We start from the raw sequence: 25728 nt of genomic DNA on the forward strand, positions 1-25728 counted from the left end.
ATATTATTAGAAAAACAAATGAAGGAGATAGCGAAATGGGATTACAAAATCACTTAATAGAGAGAATAAGCAATGTGTTAGTAGAACTTGGACTAGCTGCTGAAGTTATTGTTAGTTTTGAAGCATATATAGAAGGAAGCTTAGGAGAACAGGAGTTTTTTGAAAATCTCCCTAATATGGATATGGACAATTTAAAAGCTGATTTAGTAGAACAAATGGTGAGTACATATAGATCCTTAGATAAACATAAAGCCTATGATTATTGGTCTAAATATATTAAGATATTATTTCAAATGGGAAAAACATCTGTATTTTCAATAATAGATAAGACAACCTATTATTATGGAGATGAATATTTTAGAAAATTTTTAAAATATAATTTAAGTCCTTCCTTTGTCATAGCATATTATGCAAGCTGCAGTACCCGGCAAGAAAATGATTTAGACCGTGGATTTATTAAGTTTTATGATAGTATTTATGAGGAACATAAAGATGCATTTAAAGAAGCTTTTGATATTAGCAAAATAAATGAACAAACAATTATAGCAACTTATTTGGTTCAAAAGGGAAAAGATAAGGATCAAAAACTCTGTAGCTTTCTAGAAGAAGATATGATTGATTCAATAGAAGTTTTGTTTAGCAAGAAGATATCTTGCGAGGATGTAGAAGCTTTGGCCAAATATTTAAAAGGTGAAACTTCAAATTTAGAAGAAATAATAGAACTATTAAAAAATAATAACAGTTTAGTTTTAAATATTGATACATATGTTTTAAAATTCCTTATAGGGACTACCTCTACCATATCTAATGAATCAGATATGGCAAATAGATTTATTAAATTTGCTATATTATTGGATTATGAAAAATCCTTTAATGGCGTGCATTCCTATCTTAAATATAATAGATATAATAAGATTATAAAACTTATGGAAAAACTTGAAATAAAAAAAGAATTATATATTGCATGGATGGGTAATAGAAATGTTCGATACAATGCTTATAGGTTTGAAAAAGAGTTAAAAGAAGAGCTGAAGGAAAACAAAGAAGAGTTTAAAAAAGCAATTACAATGTGTAGTGGTATTGATAAAGCTTATATGGTTTCACTTCTCTTTCAAAAAGGAGAAGGTTTAGAATTTGCATGTGAAGTGGAAGATGTGTTTATTCATGAATTTTCTATAGCTATGGATGAATTAAATGTTAAAAGAGATATTTATGAAAATTTTATTGAATATTTAAGAGGTAATACTTCTCTTGATAATATAAGTCAAACTTTGCAAGGATTATTAGGAAAAAAAGAAATATATCTATATAACAGTAAGCGTAATTTTTGTAAAGTTATGTTCTGGCTAAAAGATATGTCTCCCATGTTTGAAAAAGCTATGAAAATATTCATTGCTATAGGAAATCCAGATATATTAACATACGTATATGATGATTATAAAAAATTCAAGGGCATAAAAATTGGAGATGAAGACTTAGATTCTTTTATAGAATTAATGGATAGTTATGGAGCTTCAATAATGAATTATACATCTTTCCTAGGCACATATGCTTTTGGCAATTATGTTAGACAAACAGTACGTGATCAATCAACAAATATTATTGAAAAACTAATTGAAAAGGATGAAGAGCAGCTGATAAAAAATATACCTTATTGCCTGGCTGAAACTAGAGCAGGTCTTTTAGAAATATTGTATAAGAATTGTGATGAGTCTAAAGTTGCAAAAGTTATTATTGAGTATTTGGCGGATTCTTCAAAGAGTGTACGAGAAAAGGCTATAGAACTTTTAACTTTAAGTGAAAAAAATCATGAAATGGTCATAGAAAGTTTGAAGGCTAAAAAACAAGTAGTTAGAGAATCAGCAGTAAAAATACTTTCCAAAAGCAGTAATGAAAAAGTCATTGAAGCCTTAAATAAAGCTTTAGAAGTAGAAAAAACTGAAAAAATAAAAGCACTTTTAAGAGAAGCTTTAAATGTGGAAAGTGATTTGGAAGAAAATAATGAGAAACTAGATATTCTAGAGTACTGCAGAAAAGCTTTAAAGGGTAATAAAGCAGCAGGGTTGAAGTGGTTAGATTGCGATACGCTATCAAAGGTAAGACGTAGGGATAGTGAAAAAATTGCAGAGAATGAAATTATAAAATATATGCTTATATGTTATTCTTCCTGTATTGAAATAGGATTAAGTAGCGAAGCAAAAATGGTAAGTGAACTTTTAGATAGAAGAGATTTATCAAAACTTGCTTTAGAAGTTCTTGAAAGATGGCTTGACTGTGGTGCGGAGAGCAAGAAAAAATGGGTACTTCCTTTTGCATCTGTTTATGGAGATTATGATGTAATTAGCACACTAAAAAAGAATATAGAAGAGTGGCCACAAAACTCAAGAGGGGCTATAGCTAGTGAGGCAGTAAAGGCTCTTGCTCTTAATGGAAGTAATGAAGCCTTAATAATAGTGGACAATATATCAAGAAAGTTTAAATTTAAGCAGGTGAAAAATGCTGCAAGTGCAGCACTTGAATTTGCTGCAAAGCAAATGGGTATAGATATGGAGGACCTTTCAGATAGAATAGTTCCAGACCTAGGTTTTGACATAAAAGGGGAACGGGTTTTTGATTATGGTGATAGAAAGTTTATTGTAACACTTACACTAGAACTTATATTAGAAGTACAAGATGAAAGCGGTAAAAAGTTTAAAAGCCTTCCAGCTCCAGGTAAAAAGGATGATGAAGATAAGGCTACAGAAGCTTTTTTAGAATTTAAGAATCTAAAGAAGAAGCTCAAAACAGTAGTAAATATACAAGCTATCCGTTTAGAAATGGCACTATCTAGTAATAGAAAATGGACAAAAGAAGCATGGGTGAAGTTGTTTGCTCAAAACCCTATTATGAATCAATTTGCTATAGGTCTTGTATGGGGTGGGTATGAAGATAATATTTTAACTGATAGCTTTAGATATATGGAGGATGGCAGTTTTAGTACTAAAGATGAAGATGAATATGAGTTAAAGGATGGAATGATAATAGGAATTGTTCATCCAATAGAGTTAGGTAGTGATGATATATGCCTATGGAAAGAACAGTTTGAAAGCTATGAAATTAAACAACCGCTTGAACAGTTAAATAGGGAAATATTTACTGTTACTGAGGAAGAAAAAACTAATAAAAAGGTAGAACGTTTTGGAGGAATCATGTTAAATGGTTTATCTTTATTAGGTAAGTTAACTGGTTTTGGATGGAGTCGAGGATCAATTGAAGATGGCGGTTGTTATTATACTTTTTGCAGGGAAGATAGTACTTTTAAAATAGATGTGGAGTTAAACTTTAGTGGTGTAGGTGTAGGCTATGAAAATGAAGAAGTAACAGTATATGATTTGATTTTTTATAAAGAAGGAACTGTCTCAAAATACGATTATACAAATAAAATATATGAGCAGAATGGTGTATCACCAGATGCACTTCCTAAAAGATTCTTTAGTGAAATTCTTTATCAAATAAATAAATTAGCATCATCAAAAATAGGAACTAATGAAAAGTGGAAGGAAGAAAAATAATATGGAGAGTATGGTAATGAATATTAGAGATTTTAAGAAAAGTGATGTATTTACTTTTGAAGCAAAATGTAATCTTTGGAATAAAGAGAATGTTAATTTTTCTGTGGATTTTTTTGATGAAGCAAAGGGAAAGGAACTAGAAATCCTATCTGAACATTTAGTAGACATTGAAAAGCAGTTACAATGGATTGGAGAAAATCGTACTAGTATTGAAAAGGCTTTGATTGATGATGACATGGTTTCTCTTGCTGATGACTGGGCATCTAGTGCCGCGCAAGCAGAAGACGAAGAACAGGAATGTTATATCATGGAGGACGGTCAAAAGGTTTTTATGCCAATTTCAGAAGAAGATTTTTGTAAGAGTCTTTATATAGATGGACTTAATATTAATTTTGAAAATAGCTGGGATAAACCAACTATTGATATGTATTTGTGTTGTTCACCTGATTATTTTGCATATCATTGTATTAGCATATTTATTGATGAGAATAAAAATATTGAGGCTGGCAGCCTTGCAGGGTAGATTAAGGAAATAAAAGTTAGATTTTATGAAAGAAAGTGAGAAGATTATGGACAAGAAGTTAGAAGTTACACATAATTGTTAGGTATCAGGAATGTCGTTAAAATTAATTTGTTAGATTAAAGAGGTTAGGAGTTAAAATGAATGAATTAGAAGTAATAGAATATTGGAAATCTCTTATTAAAGATGAAGAATTTATAAATATTTGGGAAGAAATTTTAGAAGAAAATGATTCATTAAGAAAAGTTCCAGAAGGTTTTTTCAGTATGTTTAGACCAAATGGAACTGGACTTAACAAGGTTTTTAAGGGGATAAATAAAGGTGATGAAATTTTAAAAAGAGTTTTAGAAATATATGAAGCAACTTCTGAGGATTATGATGGTAGTGATTGGTATTTTGTTGTTAGAAAACCTAAAATAACTTCAAAAGATAATATTGAAAGTATTGCTAAAGAGTTTCTTTATAACGTAATAGAGATGGCAAAATCTTTAGATGATGAATATTTTTATAAATTTATAAATAATCCACCTAAAATTCAAGTTATAGAAGGTACTTGTCCAAAGAAGGTAACAGATGAATATAGTGAATTTGATCTTGATATTGGAGTGTATGAGTTAATGCATAATTATATGGATGAGATTGTAGGGGCAGAAAGTAATGCTGTATTATTTAGAGAACCATTATATCAAATGGCATGCAGATATGAAATTGTATATTATGTTTTATGGCCCTTATACAAAAATGAAAGTGAAATTGAAGACCCCTTTAAGCCATTTATGGAGCTATGGAAGGACGAGATAGATTAGTAAATGTTTGAATTGGCAGAGGGATATTAATATATTTTTTACAATTAACTAAAAAAGAGGAGTTGAAGCAATATGGAGAAGATATTAGAGACATTAGATTCTAATTTAATAAAGGTAAGAGCTGGTTTTTACTCGAATCTTAATAATCCGTTGAAAGAAAGTGAAATTAGGAGTTTAGAAGAAAAGTTTAATTTTACTATACCTGATGACTTAAAGAAACTTTATCAATGGAAAAATGGACAAAGTGATGATTGCTATGATTCCTTTGTGAATAATTCCATGTTTATGTCATTAGAAGATGCATTGGATTCAGCCAAAGAGTTAACCTCAATGATTGGGTTGGATTTTGATGTTGATAATTGGTGGAATGAAAATTGGATACCAATATTCAACAATGGTGGTGGAGACCATATTTGTTATGATATAAGTGGAATTTTTACAGGGCAAAAGGGCCAATTAATTGAGTTTTGGCATGCAGATAATGATAGAAATGTTATTGCTCCAAATCTTAAAGCTTTTATTGAAGCTATAAATGAACTTTATAAAACAAAAGAAATAAAAGACTTTGATGAATATTTTGAAATTGAGAAAATAAAAGATTTCCATAAAAATTTTTATGTTGAATAAAATAAAATAATTATTCAATTGAGGGGAGTTTTAATTTGAACAACTTTAGGTATGTGAATATTGAAGCGGATAATGATCGGATAAAAATAAGGAGGGAAATATATGGATGAACTATTAAATATACTGCAAGTTAATCTTTGCAATTGTACATTAAAAGATGAAGAGGTAAGGGAAATTAAAGACTATATTGAAAATGGTGGTTTATTAGATTTCAGTAAAACTCATAAGTATAATATAGAAAAATCCCTTAGAAGTCATTACAATATCAGAGAAAAATTATGGGAATTATTAGATGAATTTATGGATAAAGAAGATGTTTTTAAAAGGATTTTGAATATATTTTTTGCTATAGGTCAGGAAGGTTTTTTCAAAATGTTATATAATAGATTTTATTCTGTTGGTAAAATTTTAGATTATTTAAAATACATGGATAACAAAGAAAGATTTTTAGTTTGGATTATAAAAGATTATTCAAGTCATTCATTTTGTTTAGATTATGTGAGTCAAATAATTACAGCTTCTGAAGAATTAATAAATGAAGATAAGTTAATACTCTCAAAAGCTTTTACAATATCAGAGGATACTTTTGTAAAATTAGTGGTAGCTATTATAGCGGTTAAAAATTCTTGTGATCTACCTGAAGATGGAGAAAAATTTATAAAAGTGTATCTTAACAATATTGAAAATGTAAATAAACAATTAAAAAATAAACAGATAGCCTTAGTTCAATTTTTATACTATGCTAACAGTAAAAATGAAGAATTTGCAGATGTTATTACAAATATAGTCAATAACAGTAGTAACAGGAGAATTATATTTGATGAATGGGTAAGATTTATTGGTACACATGATGCTGAGGTTAATATTTATGATATGGTAGAGGCCTTTAACATTGATAAGAGACTATATGTGATTAGATTGATAAACTTATATATTAGAGATGAAAATAAGAAAGTACTTAAAGAGATAAATGAAAGGATAAGAGAAATACCATTAGTTTTCAGAGAAAGTCTAGAGGTTATTAATAAAAGTAATATTGAAGACGTGGAAAGGCTTACACTTGCTTCTTTTATTTATAATTATTCAAAAGAAGATGTGGATTTAAAAAGAACCAAGCAATATATTGGAAAATTTTTAAGAGGTTATATAGATGTTTCTAGAGATTCTGATATGGTATCACAATTAGAAAAATCTAAGGTTTTACAATATGTGTTAGAAGGAAAAAATGAAGATTGTATAAATGAATATGCTGCCAAAGCTTTAGGCGTAGCAGATGGAGGACATTTAGGGGCTTATAATGGTTTTTGTTTTAAATTAATTTATTTTACATATGAAACTAGGGACATTATATATAGATTTTTAGAGTTTGTACTTAAAGCTGAAAAATATTCTTTATCAGCTTCTATTATAGATAAAATAATAGAAAGTCAGTCTATGAGTTATATAAGTTTTGCTAAAGAACTTACAACTAAAGATATAAGTGAAAAACATTTGATTTTAACAGCAGATAGGGCGCTAAATGCATATAATTTTAGAAGTCAATCAAAGGTTATAGAATACTTAAGTAAGTTGTGTTTAGAGGAAAATACAGAGCTTATAAATAATATAGACACATTAAATATCAATGTTAAAGAAATAGTGTTTGAAAAACTATTTAATGTAAATAATGAAAAGTATGCTTCTATTCTTATTAAATGTTTATCAGATAGTTCCAAAGTTATACGAGACAAGATGGTAATTCTTCTTAGTTCTTATCAGGGCTGTAAAAAAGAAGTATTAAGTGAGTTAAAGAGTAAAAAGTTAGCAGTTAGAGAAGCTGTTGCTAGGATACTTATAAACTTTGACATGAGAGATTCGGCTAAAGAACTTCAAAAGTTTGCAGACTTAGAAAAGAAAGAAAATGTTAAAGTGTTACTATTAAATATTATAAATGCAGATTATTTAGATAATGAAACACTTGAAACTGCGGAAAGTATAAGTAAGTATTGTACTGAAAGGTTGAAAAAAACCACCTATACTGCTCCAAACTGGATTCCAGTAAGTATGCTTCAAGATATAAGGTATGAGGATGGAAACTTAATATCAAAAGATGTAATAATTTATTTGATAAGTAAATACTCTTTAGAAAATATTGTGGAAAGAAATAAAGTAGCAGAAAAGGTCATTGAAAAATGTAATGTGCATGATTTAGATCAACTTGGAAATGAATTTTTAAACCTTTGGATCAATAACGATGCAGATACAAAGCAGAAGTGGATATTATCTTTAATTTCAGCAGTAGGGGGCTTTAATGTTGTTAATGCATTGAAGACTCAAATAGATATATGGTCTAAGAATTCAAGAGGAGCTATTGCATGCGATGCCATAAAAGCTTTGTCATTAAATGGAAGTGATGAGTGCTTAATAATAATAGATACAATAGCAAGGAAATTTAAGCATAAACAGATTAAAAAAGCGGCAGAGGAAGCGTTTATTTTTGGGGCTCAAATGCTTAATTTAACAGAGGAAGAACTGGAAGATAAAATAGTACCAGATTTAGATTTTAATAAAAGGGGAGAAAGGATATTTGACTTTGGAAGTAGAAGTTTTACAGCAATTTTAGATTTGGATTTCTCTTTAAAAATCATAGATAATAATGGAAAGATAATTAAAACTTTACCAAAACCAAATAAATCTGATGATGAGTTAAAAGCTAAAGAAGCATCAAAAGAATTTAAAAATCTTAAAAAGCAAATTAAAACTGTAGTTTCTACTCAAACTTTAAGATTGGAAATGGCACTTTCCGTAAGTAGAATCTGGAAGAAAAAAGATTGGGAAAACTTATTTGTAAAAAATCCTATTATGCATAAGTTTTCTCTTGGATTAGTGTGGGGAGTATATGGTAAAGGAGAATTAAAGGACACTTTTAGATACATGGAAGATGGCAGCTTTAATAGGAAGGATGAAGAAGAATATGAACTTCTGGAAGATTATCTTATAGGACTTGTACATCCTTTGGAAATGGACAAAGACACATTAAATACTTGGATTCAGCAATTTGAAGATTATGAAATAGTACAACCTTTCCTTCAGCTACGCAGAGAGGTTTATAAGGTAAATGAAAAAGAGAAAGAAATGAAGCATATAGAACGTTTTGCAGGTGTAAAAATTAATGGACTTTCATTGGTAGGTAAGCTTAGTAAAATGGGATGGTATAGAGGTTCCGTGCAAGATGGTGGGGGATACTATCAGTTCTATAAAGAAGATGAAAAAATAGGTATTGCTGCAGAACTTTCTTTTGAGTGGCTTTCTATTGGTTGTGAAAATGAAGAAACCACTATTTATGAGTTAACTTTCTATAGGGCGAGCACAGTTGAACGGGGAAGTTATGTTTATGATGAAATAAGTGAGGAAAATATTATTGTTCCATCAAAAGTGCCAGAAAGATTTTTTAGTGAAATACTTTATGATGTAGATAGAGCTTTAGAAGCTAAAACTGGGTTTAGTGCTAATTGGAAGCTGGGTCGATAGAAATTAAGATAGAATAAAGCATTATCAAAAATAAAACATGGAGGAATATTTGATGTTCTAATTCATAAAAAAAAGATTGGAAAGAGCCTGCCATTTATAGAAGATGGCAGGCTCTTTCCAAAATGTTGTTAAATTATATAAGTTAAATCAAATTATCTAAGCCATTAACCGTAGTTTGTTCATTGTCATTAATAGGAATAATTATGCACTTTTGGCCATCAATTATTTGAGATTTTATGTGAGGTATTTTTTCGGGTTTTACTTGAAGTATAATATCATAATGAGGGGTAACCTTATTATCTTCTGAAAATGCATCTGGAACTTTCTCCAAATTAATTTTTAAAATTTCTTCTAGATTAGTTTCTTCTAAATCAGTTGCTGAAGTTTCTTCCAAAAGCACATTATCATCATTAACTTCTGTAGACAGGTGAGTTTCAATATCTATAGCATTATCTTGGTTAACTTGATCAAGTCTAGCTTGAAGCATTTCTACTTGTTTGTAAAGTCGTTCTTCCTTTTTTCTTTGCGAATTTTCCTTAAGAGTTTTTGTGTCAATTAAATTTTTTGCTAAGGGAATATCATCACCAAAGCTTTCTACATAGGATTTTTCAATCTTAGCAGTAATTTCCTCGGGAACTTCACTTTCTATTAAAAGATTTTGTATATCCTTTTTTGTTAAGCTTATAGGATCACAATCTGTATCCTCATATAGAGTGTTGTATTCTTCTATCATATTGTTTAGGTTATCTTGTATGTCATTAAAAATTTTATCAGCCTTCTTTTCATCAGAGCTAAAAGAATCTTTAATAATTGATTGGAAGGTTTCTTTTTGCACCGTAGCAGTTTGTTTTGAGGGGCACCCTAAAGCATTTTCCATTAATTCAGTATGTGTATCCTTTGCATTTTTTGTGTAATACATAATAGAGTTAACGTCTGAGCTACGATCAATAAAAGCAGGAAACACAAATCCATTAGTTGGGGACTCAACTACCCAATCTCTAATACGTGCTTTTATTTCATTTTGTTTCTCAAAGTATCTAAGACCAGGATCAGAAAGTGAAACTGGACATATTGCACATAACACATATTCATATACTTCTTCAGATTCATCTATCTTTATATTATCTTTGGTTTTGGCAATAACATCATAAACATCATGAAAAAAGAGTATTAAAAAATTGCCAGTGTAATCATAATTATCTATAATCAATTCATAAAAAGTATCAAGAAGAGCATCATCTTTTAATTGACTGGTTTTAAGCTGCATAAGAGAAATTTGCCTTTCATTTATAAAATCTTCATTAGCTTCAAAGTTAAGTTCTAAAATATTATTCCCTATAGTTCCAGACAGTACTTTTTTAGCAATTTCTAAGTATTTAAAGTATTCTTCATCATCTAAATTTAGAAAGCTTTCTCTAAATTTTAAAATAGTATGCTTTTCTCCATTAACATAGCAGCCACAGATTTTAGTAAAGGTGCATTCTTCTTTTTTTAAACGTCTTTTTAACTCAAGTATATCTTTTTTTCTCATACATAAACTCCTCAAATTATAGACAAACCTTGCGTAAATTTATAGTTGAAATGGTTTGTCTTTAGTATTTTTTATTTGTAGTTATGATTAATATATTATCATTATTAATTATAGTATCTTTTTTACATTAAATAAATCTTTTATTTTGGCTACATAGAAGATTTTTTGAATATTACATTTATCGATAAATTGTGTTATAACATATATAGACATATATTTAACTTTGGAATATTAAAAGGAAATTTATAGTTTATTTTTATAATTACATTAGTTTACAACAAGCACGTTAAAAGGGGGAGAATTTAATGGCAATAAAAACAAAATTAGCTGATATTTTGGCTGAAAAAGGAATACCTATCAATAATCAATTTGGTGGAAAAGCACCAGAAGGTCTGATGGGTCGTGAAATAAAAATGGAACCAAGTCCTAGAGCTAAGAGACTTAGGGATATTTATTATGACACACTATCATCTGCTAATACAGAATTTCCTTATTGGTATAGTAGAAGATGGAATGGACTAGAGGGAGAGGTAGATGTTGTTAGAAGAGCAGAATCCCTTAAATGTGCATTTTCACATTTAACACCAAATATAATACCAGGTGAAAAGTTAGTTATGCAAAAAACTAATAATTATAGGGGCTCTTTTCCCATGCCTTGGCTTTCAGAAGGTTTCTTTGTTGCAAAAGAAGACGAGCTTTATAAGGCAGCATTAGAAAGCGGAAGTGGTAGTGCAGGAGAACTTAGTAAATTTGGCACAGGCGGTGGAAACGTTACCAATAACTTTGGTAAGGTAGTATCAATAGCTGGTAAGTTTGGAATGAGACAGGAAGAAATACCTGCATTAATTACACTTGCTAAAGAATGGGTTGGACGTTCTGTTGATGACTTAGGTCACAAATATGAACAAATGGTACCAGGTTATCATATAAAAGAAAACATTATGAAGTCATTAATCTGCATGTTTGATTCAGGATTTACATTACCACAAGGTAGAGAAGTTATAAATTATTATTATCCTCTTGAGTATGGGTTTGATAATTTAATTGATATGGCCAAGGAATTAAAGGCAAATGTAGCTGGAAATGCTGATGGTGATGGGATTATAGGTATGGATCGTCTATATTTTTATGAATCTGTTAAACTAATTATAGAAGGAATTCAAAACTGGATATTAAATTATGCAAAGCATGCAAGAGCTTTAGTGGAAAGTTGCGGTGATGAAAAACAAAAGCAAGAATATATTGAAATAGCTGAATGTTTGGAATGGATTGCACATAAACAGCCGCGTACATTCAGAGAAGCAATTCAATTAACGTATATAATTCATATAGCAGTAGTTAATGAGGATGCTATTTCAGGAATGTCACTTGGACGACTTGGTCAAATATTATATCCATGGTTCCAGCAAGACATTGAGCAAGGAAGAACAACTGAAAGTGAAGTGTTAGAGCTTCTTGAACTTCACAGAGTTAAGTTCACAACTATAGATTGTTTTGCGTCCACTGGAGTTGTAGGAGGGGTTCTTTCAGGCAATACCTTTAACAATTTAACCTTAGGTGGGCTTAAGAAAGATGGTAGCTCAGCCGTAAATAGATTGGAATATTTAATTGTTCAAGCTGGCATAACTTGTGCCACACCACAGCCAACCTTGTCTTGTTTATATGATGAAAAGTTGCCAGAAGAATTCTTATTAAAATGTATTGAATGTGATAAAACAGGTACAGGCTATCCTGCTTGGGTGAATAATCGTGGTGCAGTAGAATTCATGATGAATCAGTATGGAGAAGAAGGAATGACTATTAAGGAGGCAAGGTCTGTTGCAATAGGAGGATGTCTTGAAACATCACCTTGCAGTTGGAAAGATCTTACTTTAAACGGTAAAACTTATAGTGTTTCCGGGGGCGCAGGACAACCTACTTCAGTTGGTGTTCATTTTATTGCTAATCCAAAGATCTTAGAACTTGTGCTTACAAATGGAAGAGATAATAGAATAGGCTTGCAAGTATATCCTGCACATAATAAGAAACTTGAAACTTATGAAGAACTTTTACAACAATTTAAAGATTATTATGCATTAACTTGTGATGTACTTGCTAAAACTAATAATATTCAGCATGATATTTGGCGTAAGAAGAACATGGCTGTATTTAATTCTATGTTAAAACCTAACTGTTTGGATAAGGGACAGCATATTGGTAATTTAGGTTATAAATACAATGCAACATACAATATTGAAAGTTGTGGAACTATTAATTGTGTAAATAGTTTAGCAGCATTGAAAAAGCTTGTATATGAAGAGAAAAAATATACTATTGAAGAAATGACAGAAGCAATGATTGATAACTTTGGGTTTAAAACAGCTAGTGAGGTGGGTAGTTATTCACTTACAGATCAAGAGAAAAAAGATATAAATACTAAATATGATAATATGTATGGAGATTGTCTGCTTGCTCCTAAATATGGGAACGATGATGATTTTGTTGATAATATATTAAAAGATTATGAAGAATGGTTCTGTAATATGACCCATGATTATCAGTCCTTATATGCGAAAAAAATGTACGCTTGCCAAATTTCTGTTTCAACTCATGGTGCACAAGGAGCAGCGACCTTGGCCACTCCAGATGGTCGTTTAGCTGGTACAACCTATGCAGATGGTTCTATGTCCGCATACCCTGGAACAGATAAAAATGGTCCTTATGCATTATTTAAATCGGCTACAGTTTGGGATCATAGTATGTCCCAAAATTCCCAGATGAATCTTAAAGTTCATCCAAGTGCTATAAAAGGTATTGAAGGATCAAAGAAGCTTCTTGACCTAACTCGTTCTTATATGAGAGAAGGTGGATACCATATTCAGTATAACATTGTAGATTCTAAGGTCTTAAAAGATGCACAGGGAAACCCTGAAAATTATAGAGACTTAATGGTACGTGTTGCTGGATTTACACAATACTGGTGTGAAATAGGTAAGCCTATACAAGATGAAGTTATTGCAAGAACTGAATACGAGGGGGTTTAATTAAAATGGAAAATGAGAGTATGAAGCATAATGATTGTATAAATTTTTCGCCAATTGATGTAGCAAAGGGTATTTGTAGATTATCAAATCAAATGGTATTTATAGATGCGCAAGTTTGTGAAAATTTCAACGAGGTTAGTAAATGTAACAACTGCTTAAGCTTTAAAAATCCTAATAAAGATAATATTGGAACATGCACCGGATTAAAAAAACAATCTTGGACTTATGGAGAGTTAAATGCAGTAACTTGCGAAGGTTACAAAGTAAATAAATAGAATTCAAATTACGTATTGAAAGTCGGGGTAACTATTATGGAGGAGAATAAAGGAATTATTTTTGATATACAAAGTTACTGCGTACATGATGGTCCTGGGTGCAGAACAACTTGTTTTATGAGTGGGTGCACTTTAAAGTGTGAGTGGTGTGCTAATCCTGAAGGTTGGACTAATAAGGAAAAGATCATGTTTTCACAAACAAAATGCAAACATGAAAAGGGCTGCATTAGATGCGAAGAAGCTTGTAATAACAAGGCCATTAGTTTTGATGAGCAGCAGAAGTTAATATTAAACTGGGAAGTATGTAGAGAATGTACTACTTTTGAATGTGCTAAGGTATGCTATAACGAAGCATTAAGAGTTTGTGGCAAGCATTATACGGTAACAGATTTATTAAAAATTTTAAATAGAGATAGACAATTTTGGGGGAGTAATGGTGGGGTTACTTTTAGTGGAGGTGATCCCCTCTGCCAAAACGAATTTTTAATAGCAACTTTAAAAAAATGCAAAGAATCATATATTCACACGGCTATTGAAACATCAGCTTTCATAGATACTAATACATTTTTGGAAACTATGAAATATATAGATTTTGCTTTTATAGATGTAAAGCATATGAATAGAGATAAGCATAAAGAGAAAACAGGTGTTTATAATGATTTAATACTTAAGAATATAGAGGCCCTTGTTAATTCAGGTTGGGCAGGAAGATTAGTGCTTCGAATGCCTGTAATTCATGATTTTAATGATACGCAGGAGAATGCTATAGAGACAGTAAGTTTCATGAAAAAGCTAGGAATTTTCGAAATTAATCTTTTACCATTTCATAGAATGGGAGATTCAAAATGGAATCAGCTTGGTAAAAATTATGGTTACAGTAAAGAAGAAGCAACAGATGAGGAAAAAATGAGCAAGCTTCAAGATTTATATTTAGATAATGGAATAGCATGCTATGTTGGAAGTGATACAGCTTTTTAAAAAGATTTAAGTCATTATGAATGGATAGGCATTTAGTGCTTATCCATTATATTTTTGCCAGGCGGGTGGCACCTAAAAGATTATATAAAGAAGTAGTTGGCGTTTTTTTATTATTGTTAATTTCAAGAACAAATGTTCGCATAAAATCCAAAATTATATCAATACTATAAACAGGTAATATTATGATATAATTAAGGAGGAACAGATATGGATTATGAGAAGATTGAAGATTCAGTGCTTAAAAGTGCTATGGATTTTTTTCAACAAAATGCAGTTGATTTTTTTGGAATAAATACTAAGATAATAGCACCGGCACAAACGGAGCTAAAAGATATAAAAATAAATACAAACTTTATGGATTATACTTTCCATACAGAAGATGGTAATTATCTTCATTTCGAATTCCAAACAACAAGTAGGCAAGAGGATATAAGAAGATTTATGTTTTATGATGCATCTTTGCATTATAAAGGGAATAGAAAAATAAGAACAGTAGTAGTATATTCTTCAGATATTAAAAAGGCAGAAAACTATATAGATGCAGGAAGTATCAAATATAATATAGAAGCCTATTACATGAATAATATAGATGGTGATGAAAAATATAATTATTTAAAAAACAAAATTGATAATAATGAGGAACTTACAAATGAAGAGATATTAGGTTTAACTTTTATACCATTAATGAAGGGAAAACTAACCAGAAGAGAAAGAACTATAAGAAGTATAGAATTAGCAGATAAGATAAATATAAGTGATAGTAAATTAAAGTGCCTTACAATGTTGTATGCATTATTAGAAAAATTCGGAGATGCTGAAAGCAAGAAAAAATTTAAGGAGGTTTTTAATATGACAGAAATAGGAAAGATGATATTAGAAGATGGAATTGCTAAAGGAATGGAAAAAGGCATGGAAAAAGGTAGGAAAGAAGGAAAAACACAGCTTTTATTAAAACTGTTAACTAAGAGATTCAATAAAATACCTAATGAATATAAAAATAAGATAATGGAATTACCAGATGAAACTATAGAAATAATAGGGCTTGAACTATTTGAAATGAAAGATGTGGAGGAAATAGAGAAATATTTTTAGTATGTGGTCCGGATGGTGTACGTGATTTCAATATAAAAACTAGAATGTAGTTGTATTGGCTACTAAATTAAATAACAATAAATAAAAAACAAGCAGTATAATTATAATGCTTGTTTTTTCGTCTTATATAAATAATTGTATATCTGATTGAAGTGCATCCTTTAGATAATCAGTAGCTTCAATTACCTCTAGTTCAGGAATGAGTTCTTCTTTTTTAAAGCCCATAACTTCAATTGAAAGCTTGCAACCATAGAACTTAACACCTTTTTTTATAGCGCCTTCCAGGAATTTTGAAAGACTTGGTGTTCCATCTTCCTTCATCATAGCTTCAAGCATTTTTTTTCCCAAACCACTAAAATTCATATTGGAAAGGGGTAATTCATCTGGACCTTTTGGAGTCATTGTTCCCATAAGTTTCTCAAGTGAAGACTTGCCTTCGCTTATATTTATATTGGGGTCTCGCAATAGAAGTAAACCCCAAAAGGCAAAAAACATAGATACTTCCATTCCTAATTCTTTAGCTGAATTTGCCAGTATTAATCCGGCTAAAGCTTTGTCATACTCTCCACTAAACATTATAAGGCTTAGCTTTTTATCCATTATTTATAACACCTCATTTTAATTTAGTGTGTGTATATATTTATATTTTATTCTTATTCATTGTAATTTTAATAAATAGAAAGTTATAAGTGGAATTAAATGAATTAGAAAAAAATATCCCGTTAAAAATATTTTTTAATGTGACAGTATTCCCCTTATTTAGCTGAACTAATATGTTAGAATGGTTTTACTTATGGTCTAAAATATAAGGGGGAAATAATTTTGAAAAACAATAAAACTTTGAAAATCATGGCAGTTATACTATTTTCAGTCTCACTAGTAGCATGTGGCGCGAAACCTGATGCTACAGTGAAGAATTTCTTTACCAGTGCTCAAAAATCAGATATCGTTTCTATGGAAAGTTATATTAGCAAAGATAAAACTAAAGATAGTTTCAAGTATACAGATGCGAATCAGGAGAAAATAGTTAAATCGGTTCTTTCAAAAGTCAGCTATACTATTGTATCTTCCAGCGTTACTGGCAAGAATGCAGTGGTAAGAACTAAAGTAACATCCATTGATTTACCGAAAATATATAGTAAATTAATTGCTGACATGTTGCCTAAATTACTAACTCAAGCTATGTCAGGCCAGAAAAGTGATACACAGGCTCAAATAATGACATCTTTTAGCAACTCTATTAATGATCCTAATGCACCAAAAACTACTACTGATGTTGACATTAAGCTTGTAAAAGGAGATAAAGGATGGTTAATTGAAGGTAATGATGATTTGCAAAATGCACTTACTGGAAATATGAGTAAAGCTTTAGCTAGTAAGCCGATTACACCAGTAGCTCCCTAATATAAAAGCAGCCAATCTCCTCAGAAGATTGGCTGTTTTTATATTGCTTAATTCACTCGTACACCATAGGATGACTGGGGTTATTTCATCATATTATCAGCCGTTAATCCTAATATCCATGATGGAATCCATGATCGAATCCATGATCGAACATTCTTCTTCGTCTTCTTCTTCTTCCAAGTAAATCTCTAATAAACAGTACTCTAGTTAAATCCTCAATTGGACCTCTCCTGCCTAGTCCGAGTATTTGTCTCATATCATTATTATCATTTCGATCATCCTCATCTTTATGGTGTTCTTCGTACTTGTCACATATTTCTTTACACATATGATCCATTTCTTCCTTACTAGGGGAATACATTGTGCCATGTATGGACTCCAGCATATTACAATGATGCTTTACCATAGGATGTATCTTCATGTAAATCTTAGGATACATGCTTTTTAAATCTTTATCATCTTCATCATATTCATCATCTTCATCATACATAGGCATACACATCATAGGCATACACATCGCAGACATATTCATCATTGGCATACACATCATAGGCATATACATCATAGGCATATTCGTCATAGGCATATTCGTCATGGGCATATCCTTCATGGGCATATCTTTCATAGGCATATTCGTCATAGGCATATTCTTCATGGGCATATCTTTCATAGGCATATCCTTCATAGGCATATTCGTCATAGGCATATCCTTCATAGGCATATTCATCATGGGCATATTCTGTCCAAGATTTTCATAATCTTTACTACGGTAGTTGTACATAAGTACCTCCAAAATAATATTCACCATTCATACTATTCTGTTTTTATTGTTTTGTTACAAAAGTTCCGCATGCCCAGTTTTAAGAAAAGTTCAAAAAAAACGATCTGTGTCATTTTCAATTATGCTGCATATTATATATTGTCGAAGGACAAGGAGTGATATTATGTCAAAGTCTGAAAAAAGAGATTGTTGTGATGATTTTTGGGAAAATGATTGTCATCATAACAATTGTTGTAACAATGAGTGTGATCCTTGTTGTGACTGTGAAAAAAAACAACTTCACGACCACGAATTTGAGGGGAGCACTAGATTAGCTGAATTAGAGGATGATCCTCATAATCATAGATTTGCTGGAGTATCAAGTCCTGCAATACCAGTTAGAGGTGGACATGTTCATAAAGTTAAAGGAAGAACAGATTTTTTTGATCACTTTCATGAATTTGAAGCAACTTCTGGCCTACAGATACCTGTTGGCGATGGCAAGCATGTCCATTTTGTAGAAGCTAAAACTTCTGTTAATGATGACCATTTCCATGAATTAATATTTGCTACACTTATCGATGCTCCAATCTTTGAAGAAGCCTAGTATAAATGTAGAGTTGAGGCATTGCTGTAAAGGCAGTGCCTCTTATGCTTCCAAGTAAATCGCTGGTTTAAATATTTTCCTACTTAGAATATCTAGCTTTATTATCATTAATTTTAATAACGAAATTTAATTGGTGGATGATGAAAGAAATTTAAAATATATATCAGCTAAATTTTTAAAATCTAGGCGTGCAGCTGAATCTAGTAAATAAGCGGATAATTTTGCGTCCTTTATTCTAAATTTATTTAATTCAATAATTATTTCGTCAGCATTTCCTATGCCTATACCATGCCCAAAATAAAGTCCATTACCTAGGTCTATAACATTTTCTCCTTGCCATTCAGGCTTTAGTGGGTTTACATCAGGGTTAGCAAAGTATCTTCTATCTCCTGGGAAATAATCACTTCGTTTTTCTAAATAACCTGCATCCTCTAGCGCATCATCTATATAATGCCAATTCATTAATTGTATTTTAGGGAATAGCTCATTAAAATCTTTTTCTGCAAATGTATTAAGCAATGCTTGATAATAAATAATAATAATTGCCGTGGAACATTCAGTACCATATTTTGAACTATTTATAGAAATATCATTTATAGCTGAACTGGGAGTTATTCCTTTTTTTAATACAAATCCACCTTCATAAGTACGATCCCAATAATCAAGATTACAGATTGATTTACGAAAGGTTTTAAAGGACATATTGCCTTCATTGAGTTTTTTAGCAGCAATAACAATATTATTTCTTAATTTTAATTCAAACTGCAATTGATTTAATGAATCATACTCATATAAGTCTTTGCTTAAACTCATCCTAGTAATGATATCTATCTGAATATCATTTGGTTTATATTTATTTATAAAAGTATCGATGTTAAAAATATTGTTAGAAATTATGATCATTTAAAGCCTCCTTAATTAGTTATAATATCAATTGTTAGGTTTCTAGCCTAGCCTTAGCAATGCTTATTTGCTTAATTATGGAATGGTTAATCCATGATTTCCATAAATATATATTTTCATAATGGGTTGCACATGAGAAGCTTGATAGAAGTAGCTTGTCACTTTCATCTAAGTGGTTAAAATAATATAATAAGTTGTTTTCTTTTGCAGTGTATGGTATGAAGGTTTTTCCAGTATAAGGTGATACCTGTTTGCATAGATATTTGGCATCTAAAGTTACAATATAGGGTATAGGCTTACTGGTTCTCTGAAAACTTTCCCCCGTAAAATATAAAAATGGATAATTCTCTTCAAGCCAATAAAAAAAAGCTACATATTGTTTTTCACTATTTTTCCCCATGGTCATATCTATGGAAGGTACAAAATCTAGAAGTTTGCATGCTAGCTTAACATCATTTGCGTCTTCTGAAATTAAATAATTAGCAATTAACATTAAGCTATATGGATCTCTTGCTTGAAAAAAAGCCCAGATTAGATCATGAGTAAAAAGACCTTTTCTGTTTCTAAAAAAAATCATATCTACTATAATAGGTAAAATTGTTTTATCTTTGTGAATCTTTATTAAAAGCAGGGCAACAACATCTAAAAATTCATCATCTTCATTGCTTAACCCATGCTCAGCGATACCTCTTTCAAACATACCTTTTAAAACAGGATAGCCTAGTTCCATATGTTTAGAATATAAATATTGAATCTTTGAAAAACTTGAGGTGTCTATATTAGTTAAATACATATAATCCCTCCTTCATTTCTAGATTTTTAATATAAATAAAAAACCATATTATATAATATTATCAATGTAGACATAATGTTAAAGATATGAGGCAAAAAGTAAAAGTAATTTAGATGGAGGTTAGCTATACAAAGAATTCATGGATATAATGAAAATGGAAAATCTATAAATTTTTTGAATTAACACATACTTGACATAAATTTAACTTTATTATAGTATATGTATATACATATATTGTACTGGAGTTGAATTTATGTGCTGCTTAATTTCGTCTATTAATAAAAATACACAGAGTTGTGCTTGTGGTAACTTAAGAAAAACAACTCGTACAATTACTCAATTTTATGACAAAATGCTTAAACCAACTGGACTTAAGAGTACTCAATGCTTGTTATTGTTGGATATTTCTTTGAATGAAAATATTTCTGTTTCGAGTCTTGGTAACATCTTACTCATGGATCAAAGTACTGTAACAAGAAATGTTAAGTTACTTATAACGGGTGGGTATATTGATATTAAGAAAGAAGAACAGGACTCTAGAAAAAAGTGCATAACTATAACTAATAAAGGATTAAAGACTCTTGAAGTGGCTATACCTATATTAAAGAAAGCACAAAGTAAGATTGAGGATGGTATTGGAAAAGAAAGAATTGAGGAATTATTAAAAACATTAAAGGATATTGAAAAATTAGTGGAGTAAATTTTTTTAGCATAATGTATGTATATACATATAAAATATAAGGAACTGGATAACTAATAATTAGGAAAGTCTATTTTAGGGTATACAGCTAAAACTTAATTTTAACAAGGGGATGAATAGAATGGATCTTATAACTGTAAATGAAGAAAAATGTATTAAATGCCAACAATGTATTAAGGAATGTCCAGCATATGTTCTAAAGATGGGAGAAAAGGGACCAGAAGAAATAGCAAATACCAATTGTATTGCCTGTGGACATTGTGTTGCTATATGTCCTAGTAACGCTATAGATAATAAAAAAACACCATTAGATAAGCAAGTTGATGCAAAAGATTTTCCTAAACTAAATGCAGAGCAGGCGGAGCATTTTTTAAGGTCACGTCGTTCTATAAGAAATTATAAAGATAAATCTGTATCACGAGAAAAATTAACAAAATTAGTTGATATTGCAAGACTCGCGCCTACTGGAGGCAATGGTCAAGGTATATCATTTGTGGTAGTTGAGGACAAAGAATTAGTTGAAAAAGCTACTGAGCTTACTATTGCCATGATAGAAAATTCTCCACTGAAAAATTCATTAAAAGGATTAATCAATATCTACAGGGAAGGCGGAGTTGATTCAATTTTACGTGGTGCGCCAAACTTAATTATAACTACTGCGGACAAAGACTTTTCAAATGGGAGGGCTAACTCTATTTCTTGTTTGACTTATTTAGAATTATTTGCCCCATCACTAGGACTTGGAACTTGTTGGGCTGGATTTTTTGAGTATTGTGCATCCCTTAAGGATTCTCCACTGCTTAAATTATTTAATATTCCAGAAGGAAAAACCATAACAGCTGCTGTTATGGTTGGATATCCTAAATACAGCTACAAGAACTTAGTTGATAGAAATCCATTAGAGGTTACTTATATCTAATATAAAAATAAGAAGACAAAAGTCACTAATGAATGTGTTATTTCATTAGTGACTTTTTTTCTTTTTACAAGAATTTTTTTATATCCTCAATTTTTTCTAAATCAAAGATATTTGTTGCTATCAGCTCAATAGACTCCTCAGGTAATTTTTTAATATTTTCTATATAGAAATCAGAAAGTCCATTAAATCTTTTAATTAGCTGTTTTATAAGAAGTTCGGATTTGCCCTCTTTCATGCCTTCTTTCTTGCCTTCTTTCTTGCCCTCATCTAAACCTTCTTTTATTGCTTCTTTTTTAAATTTATCAAATATATTTGATGCATTAGAAACCATTGATTCAACCTCCATTTCATTATTAAATATATTTTCTACTAACTCATTCATGTTAACTATATCATTGTTATTAGTCGTGTTTTTAATCCATCCTTTTAATAATAGTTTTTCCTCATAAGTCAAACTATTAAAATTAATTACTATATTTTTTAATCTTTCCAAAAATTCTATAGCGTTTATATCTTGATCTAATAAAAATATGGCTGAGGCAATATTTTTAAACTCATACAAATACTCCTTAGAGTATCTGTTAATATCTACTAGAATATATTTAAAGTCCAAAATATTATCTCCAAACAATTGACTACCAGTTATAATATCCTTAAAATTTCTAGCAGATGTCCATTTGTTAGTACCATTATAAAGAACGATGGGAATGACTGCAGGAAGTCTAAAGCTCTTTCTTTTAATTTCTTTTTTTTCACTATTTCTTAATATATCTCTCCAGAGTTCTACCATATACATTAACAACCGTATGGGCATGCTATGATCTACACTGGATTGAAGTTCTAGAAGAACATAAAATATTATGTCATCTTTTCCAATAGTTGCGGTGTATACTATATCGGATTCTAATTCCTCATAATCAGACAAAATGTAAGACTTATCACTGAGTATTAATTTGTCCTTTTCTAATTGACCGGCCCACTCTCCTTGAACAAAGGTGTTAACAAAGGATAAAAAAGCATCCTTAGTAGAAAATAAATCTTTATAACTCTTATCATGAATATTGTTTAAATCTTTTTTAAAACTCATATTAACACTCCTAATTATATCAAATTTTATGCTTAAATAACATATGCTATAATAATATTATTACCAATATGCGAACATATATTCGCATTGCGGAGATTTTTTTAAAAAAACATCAGGGATATTATGGATAGAAAGATAGTTCCTATGCATTGTTTTTTTGCAACATCCCACCTGCTACGTGGGTGGCACCTAAAATTCGATTGATGAAGCTATACCTATTGCTCGTTTGTAGGTGAAAGTGGTAAAATAGTAAGAATACTTGTTAATTTATTTATGCAGAAAATTTTGAAATGCTTGGTGATAACATATACTGTAAATAGTGTAGAAGAGATTATTGTTGCAAAATTTATTCAATAACTTTTGAAGAAACTGAAATAGAGCCAATCCAAGACTATTTCAAGCAGGAGTTACTGCCTCGTAGCCAGATATATAGGTGATGTGACTGATAGACTAGAAGTATATACTGTGATACATTAGAGTCATAGCATAATATAAATAAAGAAATATAGTGTAAATTAATTTGCACGAAATATTAAAAGGAGACAAAAACAATGTCAGAATGTATATTTTGTAATTACAATAAATCAGAAATAATAGCAGAAAATAAATACACCTTTGCAATACTAGATCATTCTCCAGTAAATGAAGGTCATTCTTTAATTATACCTAAGAGACATTTTTCAAATTTTTTTGAAGCCACAGAAGAAGAAATTAAAGCAATATATAGCTTATTGCACGAGGTAAAAGAAATTTTTGATATTCAATACGAACCAGATGGCTATAACATAGGCGTAAATATAGGCGCTTATGCTGGGCAAACTATAGAGCATATGCATGTGCATTTGATTCCTAGATATGTGGGGGATGTGGGTAATCCTAGAGGTGGAGTTAGGGATTTGAAAGAGGCACTGGTGGAGTAGGTCTATAATATTGCTAATAAATCCTTTCATCCTAATAACTGTAGGAACTCATGCTAGGCAAACTATAGAGCATGTGTATTTTATTCCTGGGTATATAGGGTATGTGAGTAATCTAAGGGGTAAGGTGAGAAATTTAAAAGAAAATTTGATGGAGTACGATGAATCGGCATTAGGCAAATCTATAGGTTTTCAGTTATTGGAACAGGACCAATAGATTGTGAAGTTATAAATATTTTATGAGAATTAAGCGGGGGGATCACTTAATGAGAATTGATTTAACTAAGGGAAATATTTATAAGAAACTTATAATTCTAGCAATACCTATCATGGGAACATCGCTGATACAATCAGCCTATAGTATGACAGATATGATATGGGTTGGTAGATTAGGGTCTAGGGCTGTTACTGCAGTAGGCGCGGCGGGATTTTTTACTTGGTTTGCTTTCGCTTTTATTACAATCCCTCAAATAGGAGCAGCGGTTGGAGTATCCCAATCTGTAGGGAGAAAAGATATAAAAGAGACCAAAAGCTATATAAGGCATTCAGTGCAAATGAATATAGTTTTTGCTATTTTGTATGGGGCTACATTGATAATATTTAGAAAACAGCTTATAGGTTTTTTTAACATTAAGGGTGAGGATATTGTTAGTATGGCAATAAGTTATATTGTTATAGTTTCTGCTGGGATGATATTTTTCTTTTTACCACCTGTACTTACAGCAATATTCAATGGACATGGAGACAGTCGAACGCCTTTTAGAATAAACGTAGTAGGGCTTATTGTTAATATTATACTTGATCCTATTTTAATATTTGGACTAGGACCATTTCCGAGAATGGGAGTTCAAGGGGCAGCTATTGCAACAATATTTGCCCAGTTTGTTGTAACAGCAATATTTATTTATGTCATAACAAAGAAAACTGATTATTTTGACGGAGTGAATTTTCTACAAAAACCTGATTGGCTTCATATGAGAAAAATTGTTAAGTTTGGATTGCCTGTTGCGGTGCAAAGTGGAGTATTTACGGTTATAGGAATGATTATAGCTAGGATACTATCACGGTGGGGATCAACTCCTATTGCGGTGCAAAGCGTTGGGTCACAAATAGAATCAATAACATGGATGACAGCTGGAGGGTTTCAAACTGCATTAAGTGCCTTTGTAGGTCAAAATTTTGGAGCGAAAAAATGGGACAGAATTTATAAGGGGTATTTTACAGCTTTAGCTATTATTTCAATTATTGGAACAATTACATCCTGTCTTCTAATATTTTTTCCTAGTCCTATTTTTTCTATTTTTATTTCGGAAAAAGCGGTAATAAAGGATGGCATAGTGTATTTGAGAATACTTGGAATTTCACAGCTTTTCATGTGTATAGAAATGACAACAGCAGGAGCCTTTAACGGTCTTGGAAGGACAATGCCTCCTTCAATAGTAGGTATTGTGCTAAATATGCTTAGAATACCAGGAGCACTTCTATTGTCAATGTTTTTGGGACTTAGTGGGGTATGGTGGAGCATCAGCATTAGCAGTATTCTAAAAGGTTTAATATTAACAAGTTGGTTTATCATATTTCTAAAAAGACATCCGGAAATAAGAGGGATGAAGCTTATTGATTTTTCTAAATTAAAAGTGAAAATAGATAATTAGCAAGTGAAAAAGGGTAGGCAGTTAGTGCCTACCCTTTTTCAACATTTTCATTTAATACTAGGGTTTTTAA

Annotated in this window: 21 protein-coding genes and 1 pseudogene; 16 read left to right on the plus strand and 6 right to left on the minus strand. The window is 30.7% G+C overall.

All coding sequences use genetic code 11. The features are described 5' to 3' along the window. Positions 1 to 35: 35 nt before the first annotated feature. The 5 genes from G9F71_RS10000 to G9F71_RS10020 all read left to right on the plus strand — a co-directional run bounded on the left by G9F71_RS10000 (position 36) and on the right by G9F71_RS10020 (position 9014). A complete protein-coding gene (locus G9F71_RS10000; RefSeq protein WP_164948417.1) occupies positions 36 to 3551 on the plus strand; it encodes a DUF4132 domain-containing protein in 3516 nt (1171 codons plus the stop codon). 16 nt (positions 3552 to 3567) lie between these two features. Next, positions 3568 to 4074 (plus strand): DUF2262 domain-containing protein, encoded by a 507-nt coding sequence (locus G9F71_RS10005; RefSeq protein ID WP_164948416.1) that lies wholly within the window; start codon positions 3568 to 3570, stop codon positions 4072 to 4074. A gap of 137 nt (positions 4075 to 4211) precedes the next feature. Then, a complete protein-coding gene (locus G9F71_RS10010; RefSeq protein WP_164948415.1) occupies positions 4212 to 4877 on the plus strand; it encodes a hypothetical protein in 666 nt (221 codons plus the stop codon). Between the two features lie 72 nt (positions 4878 to 4949). Further along, positions 4950 to 5504, plus strand: coding sequence for an SMI1/KNR4 family protein (locus G9F71_RS10015; RefSeq protein WP_164948414.1), 555 nt, complete (start codon positions 4950 to 4952; stop codon positions 5502 to 5504). A gap of 102 nt (positions 5505 to 5606) precedes the next feature. Further along, the gene (locus tag G9F71_RS10020; protein WP_164948413.1) at positions 5607 to 9014 is read left to right on the plus strand and encodes a DUF4132 domain-containing protein; all 3408 of its coding nucleotides are present in this window, start codon (positions 5607 to 5609) and stop codon (positions 9012 to 9014) included. Positions 9015 to 9156: 142 nt separating this feature from the next. Here G9F71_RS10020 and G9F71_RS10025 read toward each other — a convergent pair whose 3' ends face one another. Next, positions 9157 to 10545, minus strand: a complete 1389-nt coding sequence (locus tag G9F71_RS10025; RefSeq protein WP_164948412.1) for a DUF4317 domain-containing protein — start codon at positions 10543 to 10545, stop codon at positions 9157 to 9159. A gap of 305 nt (positions 10546 to 10850) precedes the next feature. Here G9F71_RS10025 and hpdB point away from each other — a divergent pair, with 305 nt between their 5' ends. The 4 genes from hpdB (at position 10851) to G9F71_RS10045 (ending at position 15913) form a co-directional block, all read left to right on the plus strand. Beyond that, positions 10851 to 13568 (plus strand): 4-hydroxyphenylacetate decarboxylase large subunit, encoded by a 2718-nt coding sequence (gene hpdB / locus G9F71_RS10030; RefSeq protein ID WP_164948411.1) that lies wholly within the window; start codon positions 10851 to 10853, stop codon positions 13566 to 13568. 5 nt (positions 13569 to 13573) lie between these two features. Further along, positions 13574 to 13843 (plus strand): 4-hydroxyphenylacetate decarboxylase small subunit, encoded by a 270-nt coding sequence (hpdC, locus tag G9F71_RS10035; protein ID WP_164948410.1) that lies wholly within the window; start codon positions 13574 to 13576, stop codon positions 13841 to 13843. 36 nt (positions 13844 to 13879) lie between these two features. Further along, complete coding sequence (gene hpdA / locus G9F71_RS10040; protein ID WP_164948409.1) at positions 13880 to 14821, plus strand: 4-hydroxyphenylacetate decarboxylase activase; 942 nt, start codon at positions 13880 to 13882, stop codon at positions 14819 to 14821. Between the two features lie 207 nt (positions 14822 to 15028). Then, entirely contained in the window at positions 15029 to 15913 is an 885-nt protein-coding gene (locus G9F71_RS10045; protein ID WP_164948408.1) for a DUF4351 domain-containing protein, read from the plus strand. A 123-nt stretch (positions 15914 to 16036) separates the two neighbouring features. Here the strand turns inward: G9F71_RS10045 and G9F71_RS10050 are convergent, their stop codons facing one another. Beyond that, complete coding sequence (locus tag G9F71_RS10050; RefSeq protein WP_164945623.1) at positions 16037 to 16513, minus strand: DsrE/DsrF/DrsH-like family protein; 477 nt, start codon at positions 16511 to 16513, stop codon at positions 16037 to 16039. A 222-nt stretch (positions 16514 to 16735) separates the two neighbouring features. On the opposite strand from G9F71_RS10050, the gene G9F71_RS10055 reads away from it, so the two are divergent. Next, positions 16736 to 17317, plus strand: a complete 582-nt coding sequence (locus G9F71_RS10055; RefSeq protein ID WP_164948407.1) for a DUF5105 domain-containing protein — start codon at positions 16736 to 16738, stop codon at positions 17315 to 17317. A 109-nt stretch (positions 17318 to 17426) separates the two neighbouring features. Here G9F71_RS10055 and G9F71_RS10060 read toward each other — a convergent pair whose 3' ends face one another. After that, the gene (locus G9F71_RS10060; protein ID WP_164948406.1) at positions 17427 to 18098 is read right to left on the minus strand and encodes a hypothetical protein; all 672 of its coding nucleotides are present in this window, start codon (positions 18096 to 18098) and stop codon (positions 17427 to 17429) included. 256 nt (positions 18099 to 18354) lie between these two features. Between G9F71_RS10060 and G9F71_RS10065 the strand changes: the two are divergent. Then, positions 18355 to 18684 (plus strand): annotated as a pseudogene (locus G9F71_RS10065) (YmaF family protein); the annotation flags it as partial. Positions 18685 to 18810: 126 nt separating this feature from the next. On the opposite strand, the gene G9F71_RS10070 reads toward G9F71_RS10065, so the two are convergent. Continuing rightward, positions 18811 to 19587, minus strand: a complete 777-nt coding sequence (locus tag G9F71_RS10070; RefSeq protein WP_164948404.1) for a protein-glutamine gamma-glutamyltransferase — start codon at positions 19585 to 19587, stop codon at positions 18811 to 18813. A gap of 34 nt (positions 19588 to 19621) precedes the next feature. Further along, positions 19622 to 20380, minus strand: coding sequence for a hypothetical protein (locus G9F71_RS10075; RefSeq protein WP_164948403.1), 759 nt, complete (start codon positions 20378 to 20380; stop codon positions 19622 to 19624). Positions 20381 to 20633: 253 nt separating this feature from the next. Between G9F71_RS10075 and G9F71_RS10080 the strand changes: the two genes are divergently transcribed. Together G9F71_RS10080 and G9F71_RS10085 are read left to right on the plus strand one after the other, a co-directional pair. Beyond that, a complete protein-coding gene (locus tag G9F71_RS10080; protein ID WP_125005344.1) occupies positions 20634 to 21080 on the plus strand; it encodes a MarR family winged helix-turn-helix transcriptional regulator in 447 nt (148 codons plus the stop codon). A gap of 121 nt (positions 21081 to 21201) precedes the next feature. Continuing rightward, positions 21202 to 21999, plus strand: a complete 798-nt coding sequence (locus G9F71_RS10085) for a nitroreductase family protein (RefSeq protein WP_164948402.1) — start codon at positions 21202 to 21204, stop codon at positions 21997 to 21999. 64 nt (positions 22000 to 22063) lie between these two features. On the opposite strand, the gene G9F71_RS10090 is transcribed toward G9F71_RS10085, so the two are convergent. Beyond that, the gene (locus tag G9F71_RS10090) at positions 22064 to 23086 is read right to left on the minus strand and encodes an Rpn family recombination-promoting nuclease/putative transposase (protein ID WP_164948401.1); all 1023 of its coding nucleotides are present in this window, start codon (positions 23084 to 23086) and stop codon (positions 22064 to 22066) included. Positions 23087 to 23637: 551 nt separating this feature from the next. Between G9F71_RS10090 and G9F71_RS10095 the strand changes: the two genes are divergently transcribed. From G9F71_RS10095 to G9F71_RS10105, 3 genes are read left to right on the plus strand one after another with little or no spacing between them, the layout of a single operon-like run. Continuing rightward, positions 23638 to 24006 (plus strand): HIT family protein, encoded by a 369-nt coding sequence (locus tag G9F71_RS10095; RefSeq protein WP_164945616.1) that lies wholly within the window; start codon positions 23638 to 23640, stop codon positions 24004 to 24006. 10 nt (positions 24007 to 24016) lie between these two features. Then, positions 24017 to 24220, plus strand: coding sequence for a hypothetical protein (locus G9F71_RS10100; RefSeq protein ID WP_164948400.1), 204 nt, complete (start codon positions 24017 to 24019; stop codon positions 24218 to 24220). A gap of 49 nt (positions 24221 to 24269) precedes the next feature. Beyond that, complete coding sequence (locus tag G9F71_RS10105) at positions 24270 to 25658, plus strand: MATE family efflux transporter (protein ID WP_164948399.1); 1389 nt, start codon at positions 24270 to 24272, stop codon at positions 25656 to 25658. Positions 25659 to 25728 lie beyond the last annotated feature (70 nt).

The sequence above is a fragment of the Clostridium sp. FP2 genome (assembly GCF_011065955.2).
In the GTDB taxonomy this organism is placed as follows: domain Bacteria; phylum Bacillota; class Clostridia; order Clostridiales; family Clostridiaceae; genus Clostridium_AD; species Clostridium_AD tagluense.